The following is a 25747-nucleotide window of genomic DNA, read 5'->3' as shown; positions in this document are numbered from 1 at the left end:
CCGGTTTATTTTTTCCGCCAGGCAGCCCATGCTCCAGTACTCCACAATGCCCAGATTACAAGCACTGGCTGGAACAATAACCTGATGCCACGAAGTAAATCTGAGTTCAGGCCAAAAGCGTTGGTGTGCGTAATCAATTGAGAAACATTACCAGGGAAAACCAGCACAAAAAACAGGGCCACAATCCAACCAACTCTGACACGCTGGTTGCTCCAGAAGATTAAAGAAAGTCCCATAGAAATCTCCACAATTCCGGAAAGAATAACAACAAGATCTCCGTTTAATGGAACCCAGTCCGGCACTTGCGCAAGGAATTCTACTCTTGCCCAACTCAGGTGGCCAATCCCTGCGGTTAACAGGATCAGACCTAATATAATACGACCTATGGTCTGTGCCTTGCTGGTTTGATGTAATGCCATTTCTTTATTTGTTTAATAACAACAGGAGAACAGCAAGTCTGTCAAAAAGTTTCCCTTCCTCAGCGATCAGGTTAATTCTTATTCCTTTTCATTTCCTTGCGGGTCTTTATTTTCAAAAGAATGTAAGACAGTAAAATGTAGAAACAGAGTTGAATAACTAAAATAGTCGTATAGTCGCTGATATCATTCAATGTACCACTTTGAAATAATAAAATCCGGTATCCGTTCACAAAAGGCATCATCGGAAAAATATAAGCAAATACACGTGCTGCCCATCCGGTCTGGTCAAAAGGCCAGCTGTACCCGGATACAATATATACGGTCATGGAGAGCACCATTAAAAATTGCACAGCTCGTAATTGCGTTTTAAATAGGATACTTGCAACCATTCCCATAAAAGTAGCAGCAGCTATAAACAGCAAAAAGATGAGGGCTGCATCCAGTATATGTTTAGGAAAAGGTTCTCTGAAAATCACATAAAAACAGGCCAGAATACCTGCTAAACCAATAGATATAATCCAGTAAGGAACGACTTTTATCGCCATCATCATGGATACAGTTTTACTTTTCTGACACAACTCTTTAAAAGTATTGGCTTCATATTCTGAGGTAAAACTCAAAGCCATGACTACAATAGTTACGGTTTGCAAAATGATAGCCAGGTAAGATGGCCAGGAATAAATCATATAATTGGAAGCCGGGTTATATAAACGAAAAGTGTTGGAATGAAAGGCTTCATATTGGTTCGCGGCTACCGCTGCCGGCAACCCCTGCTTTTGCATCGCCCCTATTTTTATACCCGCATTTAGTGTTCCGCCAGCGGTCAGTAAAGCACGGGATACATAACTGGAAGTCATTAGATTCGCGTTATTCACGTAAGCATTAATTTCAGGATGTCTGTTCTGTAACAGATCAGCTTCAAATCCATCAGGTATAACTACAGCTGCCAAAGCTTTGTCATTCATCAAAACAGTTTTCATGTTTATACTTTCGTGTTTCACGTTCACAACTTTCAACACATCCATATCATCGAGCATATCAATAAATCTGGCGCTCATTGCGGAGTTATCTTTGTCGACAACCATTACAGGCAAATCGGTAAATTTACCTTTTTGATAGACTGCGCCAAATATGACCCCGTACAGGATTGGCCCGCCTATAAACAGCATCACCATAATCGGGTTGTTTTTAAACAACCTGAATTCCCTGCCGGTTAATGATAAAAATGTTTTAAGTCTGTTCATGGTTATTCCTCTTCCGCGTTAACTTCCTTTGAAACCCGAAGGCTTTTTCTGATTCTTAACTTCAGCAGTATAAAACTTAATAAAAAAAACACAGCTATTAAAATAAGCTGATGCTGGATAAAAGGCATCACATCATGGATATTCGCCCCTTCAAGCAGCAAAGCTCTTAAGCTCCTTAAATACGGCGTCAATGGGATAATTTTACCAAAGGCTTCTAAGATGACCGGGGTCTGATCTGCTGGCCATGTAAATCCTGATACAGTAAATGCTGGTGAAGCAATACACAGAAGCAGTTCTGTCGCTTTCAATTGAGATGGAAAAATAAGGCTGTACAAACCACCCAGCAGACAAGTGCTGATCACCATTAGAATTTGTGATAAAAATAAGACCTCCGGATGCACAGGATTTGGCAGTTTAAAGTGCAGGCTGAATAAATAAAAGACCAGCAGGGTAATCATTGATAAGATCAAATATGGGACCATCTTGATAATAATCAATTGAAAGGCCGAAGTGGTCAGACCTAAAAGACCTGCTTTGTTAAAGGTATTATTTTCTATTTCCTGCGAAAAACTAACAGCCATGGCTAATAAAAGTAATTGGTGCAGGATAGAGAAAATAAGTGCAGGCCATAGGAACACCAGGTAACTTTGACCGGGATTGTACAGCTGGAACAGGTTGAGCTGGAAAGGCTGGATTCTTTGTGCAGCAACGCTTGCAGGCAAACCAGATTTCTTCATAGCTTCTATCCCTATTCCTGCGTTCAGGGTTCCATTACATTGTGCAATTGCAGTTCCGACTGCCCCAGCAGCAACGGTATTGCTCATATTCAGATAAGTATTGACTTCAGGATTGCGTTTATTCAACACATCGGCTTCAAACCTTTCAGGTATCACGACAATTGCAATCGCACGCGTATCCAGCATCGTTTGATCTAAATCTATCGTTTCATGTTTTACTTCCAGAACATGCAGGGTTGGATGATCGGAAAACATATCAATAAGCTTAGTGCTCATCGATGTATTGTCTTTGTCCACCACCACAATTTTCAGGTGTTTCACTGCACCGTCCATATAAACATTGCCTAATAAAAAGGCAAGAATAACGGGCATGATCAGAAAGGCAACCACAAAAATTTTGTTGCTCCAAAACAGGCCAAACTCTCGTTTCACCAAATAGAAGAAAACAGGTTTATTTGGCATTGACAACGGGTCTTGGTAGTAAAACAGCAGCGTTAAAAAGTAATACCTCAGTTTTTTTAATATCGGTTGGGGTTACTTTGATTTCATAAACGGCTTCATCCATTTTGTAATCCGGATAAGCTGTCGTGATATCTGCATATTTAGGCATCTGCTTTATCGTCGCTATTTTTCCGGTAAAGGTTTCCTGGTTATAAGGAACTTTTACGGTGACCTCACCTCCTTGTTTAAGCTCAGAAATCTGACTTTCGGGAATAGTGAAACGAAACCAGGTACTGCTTGGAATATAACCGCTGAATATCGCATAACCGGGTGTGGCCAGCTCTCCTTCGTGTAAAGTAATAGTTTCTACGGCCATATCATTGGTAGCAATAATATACCTTTCAGAGTAAGCAACTTCTGCTTCTTGCAGTACGCCTTCTGCTTGCTGCTGCTGCCCCATTGCTGCTTCTTTTGTTTCTGCACGCGGGCCTTTTTTCGCTTCGTTCAGCTCTGCTGTTGTAGCTTCAAGCTGTGCTTTTGCACCTTGATATTTAGCAAATGCTTCATCATAAGCCTGGGGAGCCATCATACTATCGGCATACATTGCGCTGGCACGTTTAAAAGATTTTTGCGCAAAAGAGAATTGTTCTGAACTGGCTTTATATTTGGCCTGGATTTGCTTCAGCTGATTTGAAGTAGCCCCATTGTCGGCCATGGTATGTTGCGCAGAGGCTGCTTTAACCACACCATGTGCCTGGGCCACTTTGGCTGTAACTTCTGGTAAGTTCAACATAGCGAGCGTATCGCCACGATGCACCAGGTCTCCTTCTTTTACATATATTTTCAGGATACGCCCTGCTACTTTAGTGGTAAAGGCAATGGTCTCTCTTTTTATTTTTCCTTCAAATGCGTTCTCTAATTTTTTCTGGCTACAAGAAGTAACACCAAAGAAAATCATAATTAAAGGCAATAATATTTTTGTATGCTTCATCTTGGTAGAATATTTAATTCTTTGATTTGAATTTGTCTATAGTCAGGTTTCCGGCAGCTTTATGTGCTTCGTCGGCGGCTCTTCTTTGATTGAATACGGTTTCTAAATAACTTAATTCAGCTTTTTCGCTATCTGTTATGGCAGTGATCAGATCGGCTGGTTTGATCAGCCCGGTTCTGAATTCTTTAGTAGCGATTTGAAGCGCGTCAAGTGATACTTCTTTTTCTTTCTCCTTTGCACCAATCTGCGCTGTAGCAATACTGTAATCGGTATTCGCTTTAATTAAGCCGAGTGACAGCAGTTCTTTTGCTTCTTCTTTTTTATTCCTGACCTGTTGTAATTCAATCTTTATTTTCCTGATTTCGTGTTTACTTTCAAATCCATCGAATATGTCCCATTTTACACCTACACCGGCAATAAACGTAGGGAATAGTTCCAGCTTGTTCATCTGAAGTTTGACATCACCGGTATTAGGGCCAAGTGTTCCTGCTTTATTTTGAAAAACAAGATTGTTTAAGCTCATATAAGAAACAGAGCCAAAAGCGGCAGCCGTAGGTATCAAATGATTTCTTTTAGCTTTCAGCTGATAGTTATAAGCTTTATCCTGAGCTTCCAATGCTGCAAATTCCGGGCGGTTATTGACATCCTGGTTCGGAATTACATTCAGGTAAGGTACCAGGCTGTTATCAATTAATTTGAGTGTGTCTGTGCCAATTCCAGTCAGCTGTTCTAAACGTTTAAGGACTAAATTTCTTTTTCCGTCATACTCTACCAGTTTTGCTTCCAGTTGTGCACGGGCCACTTCAATCTTTTTGTGTTCATATTTAGTGATCAAACCGTAAGCAAGTGCTTTATCAGCAATTTTTGACTGCGCCTCCAATTGTTTACCGCTATTGTCCAGTACTACCTTACTTTGTTTAAGCAGCGCGAGCATATCATAGGTTTCACTGACTTTACCGATAATTATCTGCCTGTCATTCTCTAAAATAACGGTTTGGGCTTTCATCTTTTCGGTAATTGCTTTTTTATAATTGCCAATTTTAAATCCGTCAAACAGCAATGCTTTTACACTTACATTGGCCAGCCACGTATTATTGTGCATGTTAAAGCTTCCATCCAAAGCTGGAATTGGAATATTCAAAATCGGAAAAGTAGAGGATGGCAAACTCGCATTGACACTGCTGTTTAAATAAGCATAACTTGCCATACTGCTTACACGTGGCAAATAGGCATCTGATAAAGCCTGCCTTGAATCTTTGCTTTGTTCTACGTCGAGTTGTTTATTGGCCAGCTCTGCGTCTTTATTGACGGCACGTTGCATTAACGTTGGTAAATCTGGTACTTGCTGAGCTTGAACCTGGCTTATCCGCAAAAGCGAAATAGACAGCACACCAATAAATACCAGTCTGTTTGGGTAATAGTTTCTCATAGGGCAATGAATTTCCCGCAATTATTCTAATTTACATTTTATTCAGCGAATACTGCGTTTATACTAGTTTAAACTAAAAACTATCGTTTAATGTTTTTTCTATTTTCGGTAACAGGTTAAAAGCATCCTGTGCAACCTGAGGTACTGGCCTGGCCAGTTTACGTAATTTGGTATCTATCCATGAACCTTCGACTGTAAGAATAGCTCTTACTTTATTTTCGTGATCAGTAAATTCTTGCACAATAGACCATTTTGCTCCGTCGGCACTCATCTTCTCCACTCTAATATTGATGCTGATCTGGTCTTCTGATTTGATTTCCCTGATAAATGTACAGGATTCTTTGAAGATGACAGGGCCAAAGTGCTGTTCTTGCATTACGTTCATCGTCAGGCCGAGTTCACCTAAAATTTCTAACCGGGATTGGGCAGCCAGATCGTAATAGCTGCTATGTCTGAGGTGAAAGTTGGGATCTAAATCGGCCCAGCGTAATGCTAATTTTTTCTGAAAATGTACCATGATCTCTACGGATTATTTATAGGGACAAAGGTAACAGATCACGTTTTTTTATATACTGACCTATGTTAGGAAATTGATTTACGAAGTCTGCTCAGGCTTTCCGGGTGGATGCCAAGGTATCTTGCAATGCGGTGAACAGGAATTTCTTTGATCATTTCGGGCCTGTATTTAATGAGTTCCAGATATCTTTGTTCTGCATTTTTGGTAAGTGTATCTTTTTCTTTGCGCACTCTTTTCATATAAAGTCCTTCTGTAGCCAGTCTGCCAAATTGATTTGCGAGCAAAGAGGTTTTATAGGCTTCATTCAGTTGGGCGTAGGGAACAATTTCTACAATACAATCTGTTAAGCAGTAAAGATATACATCTGATGTTTCTTGTGCCAGAAAGGAAGTATAAGAAGAAACCATATCGTTGGAAAAGCAGAAGTCAATGATTTTGTTCCCGATTTCAGTTTCCATCCCGATTTCTATGATGCCTTCTTTAAGGAAATAGATATTTCTTTCGACCTGTCCTATACTGGTAATGACAGATTTTTTGGAATACGCTGCGGTAACAGTAGGAAATGGCAAAGTCTCATTTGTACTCAGCATTTCAGCAATGTATTCATTCAATGTCATATCTTGTTTTTCTGGTGACCTTCAAAAATAATAATTTTTCCGGCGAAGAGGTACAATAACCGAATCTTAAACGGTTTTTGAGCTTTTAATAAACCATTTCAGGATTCTGGTGTTCATATTACTCATCAATACGGAAATTAATCAGATCAACAAATGGATAATCAAACTTATGCGCTCATCAATGCTTCAAGAACGGGAGACGTTGATCAATTAAAGACATTACTGGCAGGCAATCCCGATTTAAACGGTCAGGATGAAAAGGGATATTCTCCACTTATTATTGCAGCTTATAATAATCGGTATGAAGCTGTAAAATTATTAGTAGATGCGGGTGCCGATGTCAATGCACAGGATTTTGGTGGGAATACGGCGTTGATGGGGGTCTCTTTTAAAGGTTATCCTGACATTGCTGAGCTGCTGATCAGTAATGGTGCCGACCTGAACCTTCAGCATGGAAATGGCGGAACTGCTTTGATGTTTGCAGCTATGTTCGGAAGGAATGAACTGGTTCGCTTATTGCTAAGTTACGGTGCCGACAAAACAATATTAGATTCCCGTGGATTATCAGTTTTTGATTTGGCAGCGCAGCAGGGAAATGAAGCAGGAATTGCATTGCTGGAACAAGCAAATTAAATAACAATAAAGGCTATATCAAATGATATAGCCTTTATTGTTATTTCGCAGCACAGATTAAGCTGGTATTTTTCCTTTTTTCTCCCGTTCCCAAAAACGGTGTTGTTGTATGGCCTTCTCAAAATCTTTAGCAGTTTTGTTTAGCAATAACCCATCAACCGATTCTTTTTCATCTTTAACTGGAATATTAGAAAGCAGAATAAAATCCACTCCTTCTGCGTTTGCTGCAATAGCTTTACAATGTCTGAAAGCTTCTTCAACAAAATGAATAGCATCAGCTTCTGCGGTTAAGGCTTCAACTGATTTTTTACCACCTGGTACATATACCGCATCAAATAAAACAGATGCCGTAGTCAGAAAAGTAAAATCTACTTTGATTAATTTCCCTGAATCATCTTTAATATGTCCGTCGTGAGTAGCCACAATTTTTGTAACTGCCCCGGCTGCTTCCAGTACTTTTTTATACGCATCCAGTTGACTTCCATTCACGCCGTCAGTAGCCAGAATGGCTATTTTCCTCGTTTTAATCGTGTCTTTAGGCGTATCTTTCATACTGAGTGCCGCGCTCGATTTCAACGTACTTTTCACGATTTTCGGTTCATATTTGTCCTGATCGCCATCTGCCGGCACACCATGGTTAACTGGTTTTTCAGGCCCGGACGGTACATCCAGACCTAAGCCTTCTGCCACACGTTTGGCTAATGTAAGGTCTACTTGTGTTAAAATACCAAGCACACGTTTTCTGATGTCTTCGATTTCTACCTTTCCCAGTTCAAACTTTAATGCATCTACCAGGTGATTTTTCTCTGGCTCTGACTGACTGTTATAAAAAAGTGTAGCCTGAGAAAAATGATCAAAGAAACTATCACTGCGTGCTCTGATTTTTTTAGCATCAATCCGTTCCTGGTAAGAACTAAAACCACCTTCTGAAACTTTAGCCTGCAATGGTGAGTTATCATTGATACTATTTGGCTGATAACTGGTGCGGCCTTTATTAATAGTTTGACGCATATGCCCGTCTCTTTGATTATTATGGACCGGTGAGATAGGCCTGTTAATTGGAATCTCATGAAAGTTTGGCCCTCCTAATCTTGAAAGCTGTGTATCAGTATAAGAAAACAGACGTCCTTGTAAAAGTGGGTCATTGGTAAAATCAATACCCGGAACCAGGTGACCAGGGTGGAAAGCCACTTGCTCAGTTTCCGCAAAAAAGTTATCCGGATTCCTGTTTAGTGTCATTTTTCCAATTCTTTGAACAGGTACCAGCTCTTCTGGAACTAACTTGGTTGGATCAAGTAAATCAAACTCGAATTTATGCTCATCTTCTTCCGGAATCACCTGAATCCCTAGTTCCCATTCTGGAAACGCACCTGCTTCAATCGCTTCCCAAAGATCACGTCTATGGAAATCAGGATCATTCCCTGAAATTTTTAAAGCTTCATTCCAGACTACTGAATGTACGCCGAGTAGTGGCTTCCAGTGGAATTTAACAAAGTGTGATTTTCCTTCTTCATTAATCAACCGGAAAGTATGTACACCAAATCCTTCCATCATTCTATAACTGCGGGGAATTGCACGATCTGACATGAGCCACATAATCATATGTGAAGATTCTGGCATCAGTGAAATAAAATCCCAAAAGGTATCATGAGCAGATGCGGCCTGAGGCATTTCATGATGCGGCTCTGGTTTTACAGCATGGATAAGGTCTGGAAATTTGATCGCATCCTGAATAAAGAAAACAGGCATATTATTACCTACAAAATCATAAATACCTTCCTGGGTATAGAATTTAACAGAGAAACCTCTGACGTCCCTGGCCAGATCTGTAGAGCCTCTGGAACCGGCAACCGTCGAAAATCTGACAAAAACAGGAGTCTTAATCGTGGTATCATTTAAGAACCCGGCTTTTGTATATTCAGCCTGAGATTTATACAATTCAAATACACCATGTGCGCCCGACCCTCTGGCGTGTACAATACGTTCAGGAATCCTTTCATGGTCAAAGTGAGTGATCTTTTCTCTGAGGATAAAATCTTCCAGCAGCGTCGCCCCACGCTCCCCTGCTTTTAGTGAATTCTGATCATCATTAATTTTTAATCCCTGATTAGTGGTCAGCAATTGACCTGACCCATCTTCCTTATTGGTTTGAAGGTCTTCATTCTTTGAAATTGCCTCCGAAGGAGATACTACTGGTTTTTTCATAATTCGACGTTTTAACGTTGGTGGTTAGCTATAAGAGGCAGGCTCTTTTTAGCTAATTTGCAACCAGAACAAACCGTTTTATGAAATGTTTTAAATTAAAATATACTATTGAATGATGGTTTTGTGAGTAAGAAACGATAAGATGTTATGAATTGAACTATAAATACACAAAAAAAGCACATATATTTGAACTCAAATTTTACAACTATATTTTATGGCAAAGGCATCCGAAATCAAAGTAGGAAATATTTTACGTTTCAACGGCGAATTGGTAACAGTTACAGAAATCCTGCATCGTACACCAGGTAAAGGTGGAGCTTTCTACTTAGGAAAGTTTCGTAATATTAAAACCGGGAAAATTGTAGAGGCCCGTTTAGCAACTGACGAGCAGGTTGAAATTTGCCGTGTAGAGACCAGTGATTTCCAATATTTATATGAAGAAGGTGACTACTTTGTAGTTATGGATAACGTTACTTTTGAGCAGTTCAGCGTTGCTAAAGCCTTATTCGGCCCGGCTGCGAAGTTTATCAAAGAAGGAATGGATGTTATCGTTTCTTTTGAAAGTGAAGAACCTATTATGGCTCAGGCACCAAACTTTGTGGAATTAGCGATTACTTATGCTGAACCAGCTGTTAAAGGAGATACTTCTTCTGGTGCATTAAAATATGCAACTACAGAAATTGGTTTTGAAATCAAAGTTCCTTTATTTGTGAACGAAGGTGATAAAGTAAAAATAGACACACGTACGGGTGAATACGTTGAACGTGTAAAATAACCATCCTGATGGTTTATTATATTCTTTAAAAAAAAGCAGCTTATCGGGCTGCTTTTTTTATGTCAAAACTGAAAGAAATTTTTATAGCGCAGGATTCGGCCAGCGATCCACACTCCATTCTTTTTTATAAGTCCTGATAAATTTGTTTACGTCTGCTATTTTGTAAGGCGGGCATGCTCCTGCTTTGGTAGTGATAAAAGCGCTGAGCCCGACTGCAAAATCTAAAGTATCATTAATATATTCATTTGATAGTTTCATAGCCAGTAACCCTGCTAAAAAGGAGTCGCCGCTACCTACAGTATCCGCTACCTGAATCGCATAAGCCGACCAGTGATGTTCGGTCTGATCTCCATAGTAAGAGGCTCCTTTACTGCCTTTTGTGACCACAATCTCAGGAATATCAAATTTGTTTCTAAGGAGTTCTATACGCGCTGTTTCTGTTTGACAATCCTTACTGAACCAGTCACTGATAATCGTGAGTTCTTCCAGATTTAATTTAAGCAAATCCGTTTGGTGCAGCAGGGCAGCAATATATTCGGGTTCATAATCAGGAGCACGCAGATTAACGTCCATCACTTTATAGGAGGCCAGCGCTAACAATTGTGCCAGCGTCTCCCTGCTCGTTTCGCAGCGACCGGATAAACTTCCGTAAACAATTGCATCGGCTTGTGCCACTAAACGGATATGCGGATTTTCAAAGGTGATATAATCCCAGGCCACAGGCTTGACAATCTCATAACGAACTTCATTATCCTGATCCGTTGTGACCTCCACTGTAGAGGTTTTATGTACCTGATCCAACTGGACAAATGTGGTGTCTACACCCGAATCTTTCATCACCTGCATAAGTTCTGTCCCATTCTGGTCAGAACCCACCCTGCTGATTAAATGACTGTTTACGCCAAGGTTTTTTAAGTGATAGGCCACATTCATGACCGCACCACCGGGCTTTTTACCAGATGGAAAGTTGTCCCACAATACCTCGCCAAAACATACTACCTGAAGACTATTTTTCCTGTTCATATCTCGTTAATATTGGTCAATTGTATTGATTACTTTTGCCACACCTTCTTTGCGGACGCCATTTAAAAAGAGCAGATATTGAAAGGCGAATTCTTCTTTTTCCGCTATGTCACCAAAAATGGAGGCTATTTTCAAAAAAGCCAGCGGATCACCCTTAATAGATTCAGTTGCTTCTTTGATCAGCAGTTGTTTCATTTCATCCTGAACTTCTTTAATTGCAGTCTTTTCTAAATAATGGCACCATGCGGCCAGAATCAAGGCTGCTCTCTTTAAAGATACACCTTTAACTAACTGATCATTGATAGTTGGCATTAAAAACTTAGGGATTTTTGCTGAACTCTCAGAGAAAATCCGGGTCAGCTGATCTTTGATATAAGGATTTGAGAAGCGCTGCATCAGGGTTTTCTTGTATTCTTCAACGTCTATGCCCGGCACTTCATCCAGAATTGGCGTCGCTTCCTCATCCAGAAAATCCTTGACGAAGTTAAAAAACACAGGGTCAGCCATGGTTTCATAGACAAAAGTATAACCGTTCAGATATCCTGTAAACCCTAAAGCTACATGCCCTCCATTCACTAACCGGATCTTCATTTTCTCGTAAGGATGCACATCTTTCACAAATTGCGCGCCCACCAGGTTCCAGTCTGGCCGGCCATTGATAAAATCATCCTCAATAATCCATTGGCAAAAGGGTTCACAAACTACTGGCCATGCATCAGCTATGCCAAATTGTGTGTCTAATAAATCGATTGCTTCTTGCGAAGTTACCGGTGTAATCCTGTCTACCATGGCATTGGGGAAAGAAATATTTTCTTTAACCCAGTTTAATAATCCGGGCGCCGCCAAGGTAATGTAAGCCTGAAGCATCTCTTTAGCCACCACTCCATTTTGCTGAATATTATCGCAGGATTGTATCGTTATACCCTTCAGACCACGTTCTTTTCTTCGTTTGATCGCCTGTGTAAGGTATCCGAATATAGTATCCGGTTTTTCCGGATTTACAATATCAGCCTGGATGGCAGGGTTCTCTGGCATAAACTTACCCGTAGCAGGGTTAAAATTATAGCCACCTTCTGTAATAGTCAAGGTAATAATCTTTACATCAGGATGTGCCATTTTCTCTATTACTGCATCCGGGTTTTCTGGCGCAAACAGATATTCGACGATAGAACCGATTACCTTTGTATGTGTTGTTCCGTCAGCTGCTGTAATCATCAGGTTATATAACCCATCCTGATCAACCAATGTATCATAAATTCGTTTATCGTGATCCAGCAAAGCGATACCACAAATCCCCCAGTCTGTTACCCCATGCTCCGCCAATAACTGATCGGTATAAAAGGCCTGATGCGCTCTGTGAAAACCACCAATGCCGACGTGCACAATTCCTGTTTTCACCTTACTTCTGTCATAAGCGGGAACGCTCACTTCTTTAGGCAGTGAGGATAAGTTTTTAGCGTTTAATTTTATAGCTTTTTGTTCCATAATTTATTTGTCCTGAAATCTTTGCAGCAATACTGCCAAAATAATAATTAGTCCTTTAATGATTTGCTGAGAGTAAGAGGTGATGTCCAGTAAGTTCATAACGTTCCCCATCATTCCTAAAATCAATACCCCCAGAAATGTATTGACAGCAGACCCCTTACCCCCTTTTAAACTGGTACCGCCAATCACAACGGCCGCAATAACATCCAGCTCCATGCCTACTCCTAAATTTGGTGAGCCCACAGAGGTTCTTGCCGTACTGATAATACCAGCCAATGCAGCCAGGCCACCTGTTATGGCATAAACACTGAATTTGTAGAGTGGGACTCTGATCCCTGATAAGTGTACCGCTTCTTCATTACTTCCTATCGCAATCAATATCCTTCCAAACACATTGTATTTGAGTAAAATAGAGGTAATGGCAAATACAATAAACAATACAATCGCCGGGTTTGGAATGCCTGATAAATGTCCGCTTCCAAAATCGGTTAAAGCGGCCGCATGATCGTCTACCATAACCGGGGCACCTTTGGAGAAGATAAACCCGCAGCCTCTAACCATAGTCATTAAGGCTAGTGTAGCAATAAAAGGAGCCATTTTTTGATAAGAAACCAGGTAACCTGAAATTCCTCCAGCCAGAATACCCGCAGCAAGAGCGGCTGCAATGGCAATTGGAAGGGGCATCGATTGTGAAAACAAAGCGATTAATACGCCTGTCATGGCCACTACTGAGCCTACAGAAAGGTCTATCCCTCCCGTTAAAATAACGAGCAACATCCCCATACTTACAATCCCAACCGGGGCTAATTGCCTGATTAAATTGGAAAGGTTATTGGCTGTAAAAAAGGCATCTGATACCATGGCCGACACCAATAACATCAGTAGAAAAATAACAATTGTATTGTGTTTAATTATAAATTGAACAGGATTTTTTAAAGTTGTTTCCATAGTTTTTTTGAGATTAATCAGGTGATTTCTTTAAGGGTTATTGTGCGCCGATAGAAAGCCTCAGAATATTTTCTTCTGTAAATTCTGTTTTGTCCAGCTCTCCATGTACTTTCCCTTCCCGCATCACCAGGATGCGGTCACAGATCCCCATCAGTTCTGCGGTTTCAGAAGAAATGACAATGGTAGCTACCCCTTGTCTGGACAGTTCGTTAATGAGCGTATAGATTTCTACTTTAGCGCCCACATCCACACCTCTTGTCGGCTCATCAATGATCATTACCTTACAGTTGGTATTCAACCATTTTGCCAAAACAACTTTCTGCTGGTTTCCTCCGCTTAATTTTCCCGCTGCCAGATTTCCGCTAAGTGCTTTGATCACCAGCTTTTTTATCAGATCATCGGTTTGATCTGTTTCTTTATCAGCATTGATAAAACCCGAAACATTCGAGATATCTTTAAAATTAGTCAGGCTGATGTTTTGTTTAATTGGCAGAGAAAGAATCACGCCCTGCAATTTCCGGTCTTCAGGTACCATTCCGATTCCGTGTTTAACGGCATCGCTTGGAGAATGAAAGTTCATTTTCTTTCCATACATAAAAATATCACCACCAGAACGCTGATCTGCGGCAAAAACTGCTCTGATTGTTTCTGTTCTCCCGCTGCCAACCAAACCTGCAATTCCAAGAACTTCCCCTTCTTTCACAGCAAAAGAAACTCCTTTTACTTTATTGGCAATGCTAATCTCTTCTACCCTTAATACTTCCTGACCAATTACGGTTGCCCTTGGTGGAAACATGGCATTTAAAGTTCTGCCAAGCATCATTTTGATAATCGCATCCTTATTGGTACTGGCTACATCCAATGTTTCACTGGAAGCACCGTCTTTAATCACAGTCACCCGGTCAGCAATCTGAAAGATTTCACTTAAATGGTGGGAAATGAAGATAATGGCTACACCTTCACTTTTTAATTTAAATAAAGTATCAAATAATTTCTGTACTTCTGTGGGGCCCAATACAGCAGAGGGTTCATCCAGAATCAGAACTTTCACATTTTCAGAAAGGGCTTTTGCTATTTCGACCACTTGTTGCTGTGCGATACTTAAACTGCTTACTTTTACAGCCGGATCAATGTTAAAACCAATACTTTCAATCAGCTGACCTGCATCTTTTTTCAGTTTATCAAACTTCAGCCAGGAACCATTTTCACCTAGTCTGTTCAGGAATATATTTTCAGCTACCGAGAGTTCGGGTACCAAAGAGAATTCCTGGTAAATGATACCAATTCCCAGTTGTTTACTATCATAAGTATTCTTGATATGGGCTTCTTCCCCATCTATAAAAATCTGTCCTTTATCCTTTTGATGAACACCAGAAAGAATCTTCATCAATGTTGATTTACCAGCTCCGTTTTCACCCATTAATGCATGAATTTCTCCGGGCATCGCTTTAAGAGTTACATCTTTTAATGCAGAAATACCACCAAAAGATTTCGCTATGTTTCTTAACTCAACGCGGTTTACTAAACTTATATTTTCCATTAAAAGTTTGCTTTTGGATCGTAAAACTGAGCCACATTATTTTTATCAATTAATAAGGATTGTGTATACATGACCTTATCCAGGTACCGGTCTCCGTTTAAATAACGTACAGCAGATTCAACGACCAGTTTTCCCAGTCTGTTCGGGCTATTCAAAGCAGAGACGCCATATTTACCCTGTTTAATCAGTTTGAGTGCTTCCTTTTGTCCATCAAAACTGGCTACCATAATATTGGTTTTCTTACCCAGTTCTTCAACTGCTCTTAAAGCACCAATAGCCATTGCATCGTTTTCTGCCATGAGCACATTAATTTCAGGATGCGCAGAAAGTATATCCTCCATTGCTTTCAGACCTTCATTATTCTCCCATCCACCCCATCCCTGAGCTGTAATCGTGAAATCTGTTTTTCCTTTGGTTCTCAGCTGCCCTTCAGCAAGACCACTCATAAAGCCCATACGTTTTTCTTTACCAGCCTGGTTCCCCTGATTACCACTGATAATGGCCGCATTGATCTTTTGACTGCCCATTTGAGCTACCACCCATTCTCCAACCAATTCGCCGTTTAAAGTATTATTAGCGAAGACTGAAGACACATAATGCGCTGAGGGATCTATGTAGCTGTCCAGGATAAATACGGCGACTCCAGCTTGCGTTGCAGCATTGATCGTAGACACCAATGCTTTAGGATCAATCGGATTGATAATTAAAACTTTAACGCCTTTGGCAACCATATCTTCTATTCCGGTTATCTGTTTGGTAATATCTCCTTGTCCATCTACCGCAATAAATTTCATTCCATACGCTTCCACATTACTTTGAACGGCTTTTGATAAAGCAACATAAAATGAAGCATTCAGTGAAGGGGAACAATAGCCTGCTTTAACCTCAGACAGATCTTTCTTGCTTACCAATGCGGGTTGTAATTTTGTATTCGCTTTTTGCTCAGGATTACAGCTGGTCAGGAACAACATGCTCAGGGCAAAAATGAGGGGCAGTACATGTTTAAACTCTTTGATTTTCATATGGGGTTTATTTGGTTAGCATCAGTTTTACTTACTCTTTTATCTATAATTAGTTTAATCGATTAAATAAAATTAAACTATTTTTAAACAACAGGTTATCAACCTATTATTAATTATACTTTTGTGATGATTTCTGGATAATCAGTTCTGCTTCGAGTGTCATATTATTTGTACCCCGCTCCTCGTTTCCTATGTTTTCCAGCAGTAGTTTAACCGCAGCCTGCCCTAATTTGTCCAATGGCTGCCTGATATAAGAAACCGGGCAATAAAATAAGTTATAAGCGTTAGATTCATCAAAACATACGATCGCCAAATCTTCGGGAATACGGATATTTAAATTCCGGATGTGAATCAATCCTTCAATCGCTAAGTTATTGTTACCGAAAAAAATCGCCTGAATAGGCTCTGCCTGATTTAAAAGTTCATTGATAGCCTGATGAACTTCTTCAATCATATTCTTCTCTTCTACTACTTTCAGGTTTTTACCTTCATTTTGCTGGCCAGCTTTAGAGAGTGCTGTTTTATATCCTCTGGAGCGTTCTGTCAAATGGAAAAGATCTGCTTTTAAATTGATCATTCCAATTTCACTGAAACCTTGTTCCAGTAAATGATTAGTCGCTTCCATGGAAGCCTGAAAATTATTAATGGTTACTGTATTCACGTTTAGATCCGGAAAATAGCGATCGACCAGAACAAATGGAATAGCTTGTTTTTTGAGGGAAATTAACAGCTCTTCTGATCCTTCGGGTGCCGCGATAATAAAGCCGTCAACACGTCTGCTCATAAAAGTACGGATCAGGTCTTCTGATTTAGCAGCGCTTTCATCGGCACTGCCAAAAATCACGGTGTACTTATGTTTCTTTGCTTCGTCTTCCACAATTCTGGCCAGACTTGCAGAGAAAGGGTTTGAAATATCAGCCAGGATCAAACCGATCGTCAATGTCTTATTAATCTTTAAACTTTTAGCTACATGATTAGGCCGGTAGCCGAGTTCATCAGCTAATTTTTTAATCTTCTGTGCAGTATCTTTATTGATTCTGTCTTCCAGCTGGCCATTCAGAACATAGGATACCAATGCTGTGGAAACGCCCAGTTGCCGGGCAATATCTTTCATTGAAATGTTCTTTTTCATAGCGCATACAAAGTTTCGGAATGCTAATATTCTATTTAAACGTTTAAATCACAAATTATTTAACATATATTTTTATTAAATCAACGTATCATATGAATAGCTACAGGTCATTTATCGACCTTTATTACACAATAGACAAGTATTTTAACCTGATTATATAAATCTACCTATACTAAAACACCCTACCGTATTTTCAATACAATAGGGTGCAATTGGCTAATTTTTTGAATTATTTGTTTAACCGTTTAAACTTAATTTATTTAATAAATCAGATTTGCTTATTTTCCTGTTCCTGACCATCCACGAAAAAACGTGTAGCAGAAACTTTCATTGGATTAAAATCAAATTCGATCATGGTCCCATTATTAGGGTTCCCATATAAATCGAAAATCAGCTCTCCCAGAAGCTTTCCATCAGCGCCGTAATACTTTGCTTTACCTTCGTTTAAAAACGACTCCTGGCGCATACCTTTTGGATTACCATCATAAATAATCTGCTTCACACGCTCATCTTTCTCAAATATGGTAATCAGATCATAGACAGATGGAACACCTTCTATTTCAGTCCCTTTGTAGGTATAAAGTGTAGCAGTTTCTTCCTCACCATCTTTATAAGTGGCATCTTGTCTCAATCTTCCATCTTCAAAGAATGTTTTCACAGAACCATTTAAAACTCCGTTTCTGAATACAGATGTTCCGCTGATTTTACCATTCTCTCCATAATATTTAACTTCCCCATCAAATTTCTCTTCAGTTTTAGATAAAGAGTAACCTACAAATTGAGGCTTACCTGATTTATAATAATCTTTAAAGAGATATTTACCATTTACAGCAGCAGGCTCAGGTCTGTAATAGACCATATCTTCTTTAGCAACTGGCTTCCAGTCTGCATCAAAATATTGTGTTTTTACCTGTGCAAACGTAGTAGTGAATGCAAATAGTAAAACAAGTAAAATTGTATTCTTTTTCATCTGACAGCGGTTTAATTGAGTTTGTAAATTTATGAAAATAATTATAATGTATTTAAAGAATGAGCATTCAAATCATTCTTTAAATACATTATAAAGCTATAAAACCAGCTGAACATCTTAAATAAAACAGAGTTATCCAACTCATTTAGAAATCAATATCGTCGGCTACATTCCCTCCCTGGGCATCAGCAAATTGTTGTTCATATTTTTTCCTGTAGGCTGCCTGTGTTTGATTATATTCTTCATAATCGGTCTGAATATCCTGATGAACCTGCTCACTCCATTTCGCGGCAGCAATCTGAAAATCTCCAATCGAAATACCATACTGATCAGCGATCCACTGTGCCCCATCGTGCCCATAATCATAAGCTACTTGCCTGGCAACTTCCAGTTCCTGATAAAAGTCTTTATCAGCTTTAATCTTTTCTATATTCCCGGATCCTCCGGCAGAAAGTTCTGGTTTTAAGTTTCCAAGCTTTGGGTGCTGATCAGCATCACCAAAGTACTGGCCAAACAGCGTTATAATATGATAGGTAGCATCTTGCTTCATCCTTTCCGGCCAAAGCAAATTGGCTTCCTCCCATACAGGTAATTCTACTCCTAAAGCTTTTGCGATAGCAGTTTCACTTAAACCGCTTCCTATTTTCGCGCACGCTGCACTGTAATCTTCTAAAGTAATACCGTGAACAGGTGCTAATAATGGATTTTCTGACATATGATTTTTATTTAATAATGATGAATTGAATTCAAATGATCTTGTAACATTCGTTGATAAAACTTCTCATTTTCTTCGGTCATATCTGGCACAATTTTGTTCCATTCATTGAACATCGCACGCAGATATTGCCGGTACAAAGACTTATTTTCAGGTTTGCTTTCTTCGTAAAACTTAAGCAGATGCGCGGTACGCTGCTCTGCAAGGCTCCGTGCCCGATGTAATACCATTTGTGCGCCAGTAGAAGGCGTGAAAGTATTCTGCGTCTGGCAATATGGACAAGTGATATAAGCCGCAATGAAAAATATCTTTGAAATAGTGAGCTGGCCACCGCATTGTTTACAGCTAAACTTATTCCGGATATTTTCAAATGCTTCAAGTTCTTGCTGATAGGCAGTTTCCAGATCCTGTCCGCCCGTGGCTTGCTCTAGTAAAGTATTATAACGCGCTATTTTATCTTCAAAAATCTGATGCCTGTTAATGCAGTTTATTCTGAAAACCATCAGCTTATCATGATATTCCCGTCCAGAGAAAGAAATGAAATCCGGAAGTCCGGCTTTAACCACGTCGATAAAATGAGTTATTTTCTCTTCTCTTACCGCGTTGGCCTTGTTGCGCATCTGACTGATTTGTCCGCGAATGCCTAGCAGCATATGACCATGTGCACGCTTATAGGGATCTTTATCCTGGTTAAAAACCTCGCGGATCTCTGGCAATGCTGAACTGCATAATTCATCCATCCGCTGTTCCAGCTTATCCAGAAAAGCGAACCATTTTTCCTGTGTTTGACTGATAGTTTCAAGCAGCTCCGGGTTATTATATTTTTTATCGAACAGACCAAACATGAGCTATGAGTTATTTTCTTTTTTGATATACATACCATTAGTGAGCTTGATATCCATAAACTTAAAACCGCAATAAGCGCAGATCGTAAGCCCCTTTTGAAAAGCACGGCCCGCACCACATTCCGGACAATCACGCGTCTCCATCTTAGCCTCTTCCATTTTGAACTCCCCGCCATAATTCTCTTGATTGACTGCCCGCTGTTTCAACTTCCCGAGGTAGGATAATGTCCTTTTTTTTTCGTCTTCTCCCATCTCTGCAATTCCTTATAATAAATTGAGTAATTCTTCTTTTTTAGCCGAATACTCTGCCTCTGTAATTAACTGTGCTTCAAAAAGATCTTTTAGTTTTTTGAGCCTGGACGGTATGTCTTCTGCCGGCTGTGGAACTGCGGGGTTTGTCTGATTGATAATCATCCCCATGGCTACCGCATTCCGGGCAGCTTCTCCCATGGCGGAATTTTCTTTATCCATTGCACTTGCCACACTAAACTGAGCATATTTATTCATATCCGTCACCATATTCATACCAGTAATCTGGTCATAATGTTTCAGCACCTCTTCGGGTAAAGTAACACTGGTAATTGTAAATTGAGTGGCCTCCAATCCCAGATCGGTAAAGTATAACTGAATAACTGGCTGTATTTTCTGGTTTAATTCAGAAATATTTCCTGCGGCATCCAATACAGCTATATCAGCCTTTGCAAGTACCTCCGCAAATTTGGGTGCAATAAAATCACGTAGCTGCAATTCCAGTTCGGCAATGGTCAGCCGGGGGTAAGTGCCGGCATATTCCTTAAAGAATTTTGCGACATCCGCAATCCGGATGTTATAGGTACCAAAGGAACGGATCCTCACCTGCCCAAACCCCGGATCTCTCATCAGTACGGGTGCAGGTGTGCCCCACTTAAGATTAACGAATTGATGGGTATTAAAGAAATAGACATCAGCTTTAAAGGGACTTTCAAAACCATATTTCCAACCTTTAAGCCTTGTGAGTATGGGAATGTTTTCTGTCTTCAGGTTATATTTTCCAGCAGTAAAAGTGTCTGCAACCTGCCCTTCATGAAGTAAAATTGCAGATTGGCTTTCTCTTACAATGAGCGCTGCGCCGTTCTTAATCTCCTGATCTGCATCTGGAAATTTCCACATCAGCAAGTTTGGATCCGGGGTAACAGATGCTATGATCTCTATAAAAGGAAGTTTCATCTTTCAGGAGTTTATAACTAATAAAACAGATTTAAGATGAATGTAAAACGATAATCAATACTTTTATCCGCGGATTTGTATACGCAGGGATTGGCCTTGTATCCGATGATTTATGACTACAATCTGATCAGCCTGAGAAATTCATCTTTTTTACGCTGTGCTACAGGGAGCTCTGTTTTGTCTTTCAGAATAACTATGCCGTCTTTTAAATAGGTGTCTACGAAAGACAGGTTAACCAGGTAAGATTGATGTATTCTAAAGAAATCCGGAAGCGTTAGCTGTTCTTCGTAATTCTTTAATGGTTTGGATACAATTATTGCTCTTCCATCACACAAATTAAATGTGGTATAAGAACCCGAAGTCTGACAGTAAATAATATCATTTAGTGAAACCAGGTGCAGGCCTTCTTGTGTAGCCAGTGAAATCCTGCCAGTTGATGATTTACCAAGGCTATTCTGTAAAGCAGTTAACTGTATGTTGCTTAAAAACTTCTGTTCCAGAAGACCGATTTTTTCTATAGCTGCCCTTAGTTCTGATGGATCTACTGGCTTAAGTAAATAATCAATAGCACTGCATTTAAAAGCACGGATAGCATAATTATGATAGGCAGTAGTAAATATGATATGGAACTTTTTAAATACGCATTGCTCTAAAACGTCAAAGCCACTGCCATCTTTTAACTGGATATCCATAAAAACCAGATCAGGCTGCAATTCATCAATTAACTCAACCGCTGTAGAAACACTTTCTGCGACTGCAATTACATTTACTTTTTCGGGAGCAACCATTTGCAGCATTAAAAATAAGGCTTCCCGCAGCTTATGTTCATCTTCTATTAGTATTGCTTTATACACTTATGATAATGGTTTATATAAATATTATACCTTGATAAAAGGAATCTTAATTACCGCAGTTGTTCCTGATATTTGTCCCTGATCATTCTTCATTTCATCAATGCTAAAGCCATAAATACTACCTTCACTAGTCAATCTTTCTTTTGTAATTAAAGTCCCCATTGATCTGTGCTGATATTCAAGCTTATTTTTCACCTTATTTGACATCGAAAAGTTAATCCCCACCCCATTATCAGTTAGCGTACATGAAATATACGTGTTATTCTCAGTCAGAGAAAATGCAAGCTGAAGATCTCCTCTTTTCGTTGCTGGCAATGGCTTTAAACCATGTTCAATTGCATTTTCTACAAATGGTTGTATCAGCATCGGAGGAATGGAAATACCGGCTTCTATTCCCTGATCAATAATTGTATAATCAAAACTATTATTTAAACGGAGTTGCTGCAATTCAATATAGTTTCTCAAACTATCTATTTCATCTTTCAACGGAATAAATTCCCTGGTAGTGAATTCTAAGATCTGACGCATCAATTTAGAGAATTTTGCTAAATAAAGAACAGCATTCCGGGTGTCGTTCTGTAAAATGAAGCTTTGAATATTGCCCAGCGCATTAAATACAAAATGCGGGTTTATTTGTGATTGCAACAATCTGCGTTCTATGGAAAGTTTTTCGGATGTGGCAGCAGCTGTTTGCAGCTTTTCTAATTGTAATCGCAGTTCAGCATTCTTCTGTTGATCTCTGAAAATCGTTTCGTTTTGTATATAATATTTTTGCCTGAAGTAATAGGAACGAAACATAAATAATAAACCAATAGCCAGCAGAAAAGCTGTACCATAGCCAAACCATTTATTACTGCGTTGCAGCTTATTTTCTTTCTCTAAAGTCTTAATCATTTTTGCTTTTTGGGAAGACTCAAAACGAACATCCGCATTTTGTAACGCCTTTGCGGTTGCTTCGTTATATTCAAAAGCATTGTATTTCATAAATCCTCTGTCATATAGCTCATAACTTTTATAATCTTGCTGAAGTATGGCCAGTTTCTTCATTGCAGCATAAAACTGAGATAACGTATAATAGTCATGGTAAGGCATAGCTTCCTGATAAGCAATCCCTTCCTTAAATAATCTGCCAGCAGTTGTATAGTCCTTTTTTTGGATATAATATTCTCCCTTAAGCCCCAAAGAATTACGATATACATTACGGATATTATATTGCCTGGCAATAACTAGTGCCTGATCCAGTTGTTGCAGGAATAAGGGTTCACTTCCTGGAAATGGATTCTCAAAATAGAGCACAGCCAGGTTAAGGTAGGGAACTGCCATATTTGATTTCGTGTAAATCTGATCAGGATGCTTTTCTATTTGACGGATCGTCTCTTTGAAATAATTGACAGCAGTATCTGCCGATAAAAATGGATTTTTTCTCTTTTCAGCAATGAGAAAATTCCCATAAGAAAGACGGACATAAAGTTTTTCATCTTCTGAATTAGTCTTCGCAGCTGCATTCAAAGCTAATGTCACATACTTCTTTTGTTTTACTGCATCTTTATCAGCATAAAGATTCGAAATCTCACTTGCTACCCTGGCCATATTTGCATAGTCGCCGGGCTGTCTGAAATTTTGATAAGCTAATATCAATTGATTTATAGCCTGATCTGTTTCGCTAAAAAAAGAATTCAACAATCCTGTAGCCATATAAGCATAACCCATAGCGCGGGAAGATTTTAGCTGCGCCGCTAAGTAATAAGAACTATCAGCATAAAGTTGTGCTTTATTGGTTTGAAACTTCTTTTTGTAAAAAAGGGATAGCAGCGCATAACTAATCGAAATTTCTTCTGCTTTATTTTCTTTTTTTGCGATGATCAGCGCAGTTTGCTGATAAGCTAAGGATTTTGTGGTATCTGTAAATCGCAAATTATAGCCCTTATTTCTGAGCAGGGTTATATCCCTGTGATCCGGTAGCTGATTTTTACTTTTACAACTGAACAAAAATGCAAAACAAGGAAACAATAAATACAACAATGTTTTTGAACCGGACATATTTGGTCTGTTAATTCTTAGATAAACTAATTTATCAATTTTTTCGCAAGACCTTATTCATCAGATTTTTTTTATCTTACCTCTTTCTGTTTATCGGTTGATAGCGGAATAATATTTTGACTTAAAAAACCATGAATATAGAAATACACCAGATTGGTGACCATAAAATAGCAGAAATAAGAGCAGAAGAAATTTTGGTTCACAACCCCGGAGAAGGCCTTCAATTATTAGTTGATCTTTATTACCAGGATTTCGATAAAATTATCATCCACGAGAAAAATATCACACCTGATTTCTTTGACCTGAAAACAGGTATTGCAGGAGAAATTCTTCAAAAGTTTTCCAACTATAGAGTAAGGTTGGTCATCGTTGGGGAATTCATCAGATTTCCGGGTCAAAGCATCAAAGATTTCATTTTTGAAAGCAATAAAGGCAGACAGATCAATTTCCTTGATTCAGTTGAACTGGGAGTAGAAAAACTATCAAAATAATCCTGTATTTTAGGCGGAAAACTAAACAAAAGAACCAGCAAAATCCTGGTATAATAAATTATATTAGATGTTAACAGTAGAAAAAATTGGCGGCACTTCTATGAGTGCCTTGCAGGATGTCATTAAAAATATTGTTCTATTTGAACGTACAGGCGATCAGTTATATAACAGGATATTCGTAGTATCAGCATTCTCGGGTGTGACCGATCTGTTACTTGAAAACAAGAAAACGGGTGCTCCGGGTGTCTATCACCGTATCGCTAAACACCAGAATTTTCATCGCCCGCTTAAAGATTTGATTGTCAAATTAAAAGCTATCAATAAAAAATACGTTGACCTGGGATTGGATCTTGCTGTTGCGGATCAGTTTATTGAGAACCACGTAAATCAGGCTCAGAAATATCTGGAAAATTTAGCTAATATTTTAGCTTCCGGTTACGTGAGCAAAGAAGGGATATTGCAAGCGGCACGTGAAATATTAGCTTCAATTGGTGAAAGTCATTCGGCTTTTAATTTCACCAATATTTTGCAGAACATGAACATCAATACTGCACTCGTTGATTTGAGTGGGTTTGATGATCACCGTGCTTTTACAATAGATCAGCGCATAAAAAATGCTTTTAAAAATATAGAGCTCAAAAAGACACTGTGTATTGTGACAGGTTATGCGAAAGGTACTGAAGGAATTATGCGTGAGTTTGACAGAGGTTATTCTGAGGTTACCTTCAGTAAAATTGCAGAATTTCTAAGACCGGCTGAAGCTATTATCCATAAAGAATATCATTTGTCTACTGCTGATCCTGCTTTGGTAGGACTGGAAAATTGTACCCCGATCGGTTATACCAATTACGATATTGCCGATCAGCTGGCAGATGTAGGTATGGAAGCAATCCATCCCAAGGCTTCAAAACCATTGGAGGTAAGCGGTATCAATCTGAGGATTAAAAATACATTTGAACCGTCACATCCGGGCACTTTGATTACACGCGAATTTGTTTGCGAACATAAACGCGTAGAGGTTATTACCGGAACTGATAAGCTATTGATGATAGATGTATATGACCCTTCGATGGTTGGCAATGTAGGTAGTGATTTACAGATCATGCAGGCGTTCTATGATCATAAAGTGAGTTATACTTTTAAAGCGACCAGTGCAAACAGTATCTCTATTGTGATATGGGCGCGCGATTTTAATAAAAAACTGATCAGCAAACTGGAGGATGATTTTGAGAAAGTGACGATAGAGAAAGTTGCGATGGTTTGTTTGCTGGGTACCAATATGGATCAGCCTGGTTTATTGGCCAAAAGTGCAAATGCATTGACCGAAAACAATATAAATATCAAAAGTGCAGGTTTTGCATTAAGAAAAGTAAACATTCAGTTCCTGATTGCACCTGAACATTTTAAAATGGCTATTATCGCATTGAATAAAGCGATGAAGTAAAGCTATTCTGTAAAATCTCCCCTT

25 protein-coding genes are annotated in these 25747 nt (G+C 39.3%); 4 read left to right on the top strand and 21 right to left on the bottom strand.

Annotated features, from left to right (window positions below):
- Positions 1-5: 5 nt before the first annotated feature.
- From HDE70_RS04815 to HDE70_RS04785, 7 genes are all read right to left on the bottom strand, one after another.
- Positions 6-419, bottom strand: coding sequence for a hypothetical protein (locus tag HDE70_RS04815; RefSeq protein WP_183888356.1), 414 nt, complete (start codon positions 417-419; stop codon positions 6-8).
- Between the two features lie 71 nt (positions 420-490).
- Positions 491-1663 (bottom strand): ABC transporter permease, encoded by a 1173-nt coding sequence (locus HDE70_RS04810; protein WP_183888354.1) that lies wholly within the window; start codon positions 1661-1663, stop codon positions 491-493.
- A 2-nt stretch (positions 1664-1665) separates the two neighbouring features.
- The gene (locus HDE70_RS04805; RefSeq protein ID WP_183865553.1) at positions 1666-2862 is read right to left on the bottom strand and encodes an ABC transporter permease; all 1197 of its coding nucleotides are present in this window, start codon (positions 2860-2862) and stop codon (positions 1666-1668) included.
- Entirely contained in the window at positions 2852-3832 is a 981-nt protein-coding gene (locus HDE70_RS04800; protein ID WP_183865552.1) for an HlyD family secretion protein, read from the bottom strand. The genes HDE70_RS04805 and HDE70_RS04800 overlap by 11 nt, the downstream gene beginning before the upstream one ends.
- Before the next feature lie 13 nt (positions 3833-3845).
- Complete coding sequence (locus tag HDE70_RS04795) at positions 3846-5261, bottom strand: TolC family protein (protein ID WP_183888352.1); 1416 nt, start codon at positions 5259-5261, stop codon at positions 3846-3848.
- Between the two features lie 73 nt (positions 5262-5334).
- Entirely contained in the window at positions 5335-5778 is a 444-nt protein-coding gene (locus tag HDE70_RS04790) for an acyl-CoA thioesterase (protein WP_183888350.1), read from the bottom strand.
- 65 nt (positions 5779-5843) lie between these two features.
- The gene (locus tag HDE70_RS04785) at positions 5844-6395 is read right to left on the bottom strand and encodes a Crp/Fnr family transcriptional regulator (RefSeq protein WP_183888348.1); all 552 of its coding nucleotides are present in this window, start codon (positions 6393-6395) and stop codon (positions 5844-5846) included.
- A 153-nt stretch (positions 6396-6548) separates the two neighbouring features.
- Here HDE70_RS04785 and HDE70_RS04780 point away from each other — a divergent pair, with 153 nt between their 5' ends.
- Positions 6549-7028 carry an ankyrin repeat domain-containing protein gene (locus HDE70_RS04780; protein WP_183888346.1) on the top strand — a complete coding sequence of 160 codons (480 nt, stop codon included), beginning with the start codon at positions 6549-6551 and terminating at the stop codon, positions 7026-7028.
- A gap of 57 nt (positions 7029-7085) precedes the next feature.
- Here HDE70_RS04780 and katE read toward each other — a convergent pair whose 3' ends face one another.
- Entirely contained in the window at positions 7086-9233 is a 2148-nt protein-coding gene (gene katE / locus HDE70_RS04775; RefSeq protein ID WP_183888344.1) for a catalase HPII, read from the bottom strand.
- 214 nt (positions 9234-9447) lie between these two features.
- On the opposite strand from katE, the gene efp reads away from it, so the two are divergent.
- Entirely contained in the window at positions 9448-10008 is a 561-nt protein-coding gene (gene efp / locus HDE70_RS04770; protein ID WP_068400487.1) for an elongation factor P, read from the top strand.
- Positions 10009-10089: 81 nt separating this feature from the next.
- Here the strand turns inward: efp and HDE70_RS04765 are convergent, their stop codons facing one another.
- The 13 genes from HDE70_RS04765 to HDE70_RS04705 form a co-directional block, all read right to left on the bottom strand.
- Positions 10090-11031 carry a carbohydrate kinase family protein gene (locus tag HDE70_RS04765; RefSeq protein WP_183888342.1) on the bottom strand — a complete coding sequence of 314 codons (942 nt, stop codon included), beginning with the start codon at positions 11029-11031 and terminating at the stop codon, positions 10090-10092.
- A 6-nt stretch (positions 11032-11037) separates the two neighbouring features.
- Positions 11038-12516, bottom strand: coding sequence for a mannitol dehydrogenase family protein (locus HDE70_RS04760; RefSeq protein ID WP_183888340.1), 1479 nt, complete (start codon positions 12514-12516; stop codon positions 11038-11040).
- 3 nt (positions 12517-12519) lie between these two features.
- Entirely contained in the window at positions 12520-13464 is a 945-nt protein-coding gene (locus HDE70_RS04755; protein ID WP_183888338.1) for an ABC transporter permease, read from the bottom strand.
- Positions 13465-13501: 37 nt separating this feature from the next.
- Positions 13502-15004 carry a sugar ABC transporter ATP-binding protein gene (locus HDE70_RS04750; RefSeq protein ID WP_183888336.1) on the bottom strand — a complete coding sequence of 501 codons (1503 nt, stop codon included), beginning with the start codon at positions 15002-15004 and terminating at the stop codon, positions 13502-13504.
- A complete protein-coding gene (locus tag HDE70_RS04745) occupies positions 15004-16026 on the bottom strand; it encodes a substrate-binding domain-containing protein (RefSeq protein WP_183865542.1) in 1023 nt (340 codons plus the stop codon). Before HDE70_RS04745 ends, HDE70_RS04750 begins: the two co-directional genes overlap by 1 nt.
- Positions 16027-16135: 109 nt before the next feature.
- Positions 16136-17158 carry a LacI family DNA-binding transcriptional regulator gene (locus HDE70_RS04740; RefSeq protein WP_183865541.1) on the bottom strand — a complete coding sequence of 341 codons (1023 nt, stop codon included), beginning with the start codon at positions 17156-17158 and terminating at the stop codon, positions 16136-16138.
- A gap of 268 nt (positions 17159-17426) precedes the next feature.
- On the bottom strand, positions 17427-18128 hold the full coding sequence (locus tag HDE70_RS04735) for a toxin-antitoxin system YwqK family antitoxin (protein WP_183888334.1): 702 nt from the start codon (positions 18126-18128) through the stop codon (positions 17427-17429).
- Positions 18129-18273: 145 nt separating this feature from the next.
- Entirely contained in the window at positions 18274-18843 is a 570-nt protein-coding gene (locus HDE70_RS04730) for a DUF6620 family protein (protein ID WP_183888331.1), read from the bottom strand.
- 11 nt (positions 18844-18854) lie between these two features.
- Entirely contained in the window at positions 18855-19688 is an 834-nt protein-coding gene (locus HDE70_RS04725) for a hypothetical protein (RefSeq protein WP_183865538.1), read from the bottom strand.
- A 3-nt stretch (positions 19689-19691) separates the two neighbouring features.
- A complete protein-coding gene (locus tag HDE70_RS04720) occupies positions 19692-19940 on the bottom strand; it encodes a hypothetical protein (RefSeq protein ID WP_183865537.1) in 249 nt (82 codons plus the stop codon).
- Between the two features lie 12 nt (positions 19941-19952).
- Positions 19953-20894 (bottom strand): SPFH domain-containing protein, encoded by a 942-nt coding sequence (locus tag HDE70_RS04715; RefSeq protein ID WP_183888329.1) that lies wholly within the window; start codon positions 20892-20894, stop codon positions 19953-19955.
- Between the two features lie 116 nt (positions 20895-21010).
- The gene (locus HDE70_RS27420; protein WP_183888327.1) at positions 21011-21748 is read right to left on the bottom strand and encodes a LytR/AlgR family response regulator transcription factor; all 738 of its coding nucleotides are present in this window, start codon (positions 21746-21748) and stop codon (positions 21011-21013) included.
- 24 nt (positions 21749-21772) lie between these two features.
- Positions 21773-23788 (bottom strand): histidine kinase, encoded by a 2016-nt coding sequence (locus tag HDE70_RS04705; RefSeq protein ID WP_183888325.1) that lies wholly within the window; start codon positions 23786-23788, stop codon positions 21773-21775.
- A gap of 131 nt (positions 23789-23919) precedes the next feature.
- On the opposite strand from HDE70_RS04705, the gene HDE70_RS04700 reads away from it, so the two are divergent.
- Positions 23920-24279, top strand: coding sequence for a DUF4180 domain-containing protein (locus tag HDE70_RS04700; protein WP_183865533.1), 360 nt, complete (start codon positions 23920-23922; stop codon positions 24277-24279).
- Positions 24280-24346: 67 nt separating this feature from the next.
- Positions 24347-25723, top strand: coding sequence for an aspartate kinase (locus HDE70_RS04695; RefSeq protein WP_183865532.1), 1377 nt, complete (start codon positions 24347-24349; stop codon positions 25721-25723).
- Positions 25724-25747: the final 24 nt, after the last annotated feature.

Source organism: Pedobacter cryoconitis, assembly GCF_014200595.1.
Classification (GTDB): domain Bacteria; phylum Bacteroidota; class Bacteroidia; order Sphingobacteriales; family Sphingobacteriaceae; genus Pedobacter; species Pedobacter cryoconitis_C.
The sequence above is the reverse complement of the archived record's forward strand: the minus strand, read 5'-3'. Positions and strand labels throughout refer to the sequence as shown.

Coding starts and splice junctions, on each gene's coding strand:
- HDE70_RS04815 (WP_183888356.1), bottom strand. CDS start 419: ATGGCATTACATCAAACCAGCAAGGCACAGACCATAGGTCGTATTATA.
- HDE70_RS04810 (WP_183888354.1), bottom strand. CDS start 1,663: ATGAACAGACTTAAAACATTTTTATCATTAACCGGCAGGGAATTCAGG.
- HDE70_RS04805 (WP_183865553.1), bottom strand. CDS start 2,862: ATGCCAAATAAACCTGTTTTCTTCTATTTGGTGAAACGAGAGTTTGGC.
- HDE70_RS04800 (WP_183865552.1), bottom strand. CDS start 3,832: ATGAAGCATACAAAAATATTATTGCCTTTAATTATGATTTTCTTTGGT.
- HDE70_RS04795 (WP_183888352.1), bottom strand. CDS start 5,261: ATGAGAAACTATTACCCAAACAGACTGGTATTTATTGGTGTGCTGTCT.
- HDE70_RS04790 (WP_183888350.1), bottom strand. CDS start 5,778: ATGGTACATTTTCAGAAAAAATTAGCATTACGCTGGGCCGATTTAGAT.
- HDE70_RS04785 (WP_183888348.1), bottom strand. CDS start 6,395: ATGACATTGAATGAATACATTGCTGAAATGCTGAGTACAAATGAGACT.
- HDE70_RS04780 (WP_183888346.1), top strand. CDS start 6,549: ATGGATAATCAAACTTATGCGCTCATCAATGCTTCAAGAACGGGAGAC.
- katE (WP_183888344.1), bottom strand. CDS start 9,233: ATGAAAAAACCAGTAGTATCTCCTTCGGAGGCAATTTCAAAGAATGAA.
- efp (WP_068400487.1), top strand. CDS start 9,448: ATGGCAAAGGCATCCGAAATCAAAGTAGGAAATATTTTACGTTTCAAC.
- HDE70_RS04765 (WP_183888342.1), bottom strand. CDS start 11,031: ATGAACAGGAAAAATAGTCTTCAGGTAGTATGTTTTGGCGAGGTATTG.
- HDE70_RS04760 (WP_183888340.1), bottom strand. CDS start 12,516: ATGGAACAAAAAGCTATAAAATTAAACGCTAAAAACTTATCCTCACTG.
- HDE70_RS04755 (WP_183888338.1), bottom strand. CDS start 13,464: ATGGAAACAACTTTAAAAAATCCTGTTCAATTTATAATTAAACACAAT.
- HDE70_RS04750 (WP_183888336.1), bottom strand. CDS start 15,004: ATGGAAAATATAAGTTTAGTAAACCGCGTTGAGTTAAGAAACATAGCG.
- HDE70_RS04745 (WP_183865542.1), bottom strand. CDS start 16,026: ATGAAAATCAAAGAGTTTAAACATGTACTGCCCCTCATTTTTGCCCTG.
- HDE70_RS04740 (WP_183865541.1), bottom strand. CDS start 17,158: ATGAAAAAGAACATTTCAATGAAAGATATTGCCCGGCAACTGGGCGTT.
- HDE70_RS04735 (WP_183888334.1), bottom strand. CDS start 18,128: ATGAAAAAGAATACAATTTTACTTGTTTTACTATTTGCATTCACTACT.
- HDE70_RS04730 (WP_183888331.1), bottom strand. CDS start 18,843: ATGTCAGAAAATCCATTATTAGCACCTGTTCACGGTATTACTTTAGAA.
- HDE70_RS04725 (WP_183865538.1), bottom strand. CDS start 19,688: ATGTTTGGTCTGTTCGATAAAAAATATAATAACCCGGAGCTGCTTGAA.
- HDE70_RS04720 (WP_183865537.1), bottom strand. CDS start 19,940: ATGGGAGAAGACGAAAAAAAAAGGACATTATCCTACCTCGGGAAGTTG.
- HDE70_RS04715 (WP_183888329.1), bottom strand. CDS start 20,894: ATGAAACTTCCTTTTATAGAGATCATAGCATCTGTTACCCCGGATCCA.
- HDE70_RS04705 (WP_183888325.1), bottom strand. CDS start 23,788: ATGTCCGGTTCAAAAACATTGTTGTATTTATTGTTTCCTTGTTTTGCA.
- HDE70_RS04700 (WP_183865533.1), top strand. CDS start 23,920: ATGAATATAGAAATACACCAGATTGGTGACCATAAAATAGCAGAAATA.
- HDE70_RS04695 (WP_183865532.1), top strand. CDS start 24,347: ATGTTAACAGTAGAAAAAATTGGCGGCACTTCTATGAGTGCCTTGCAG.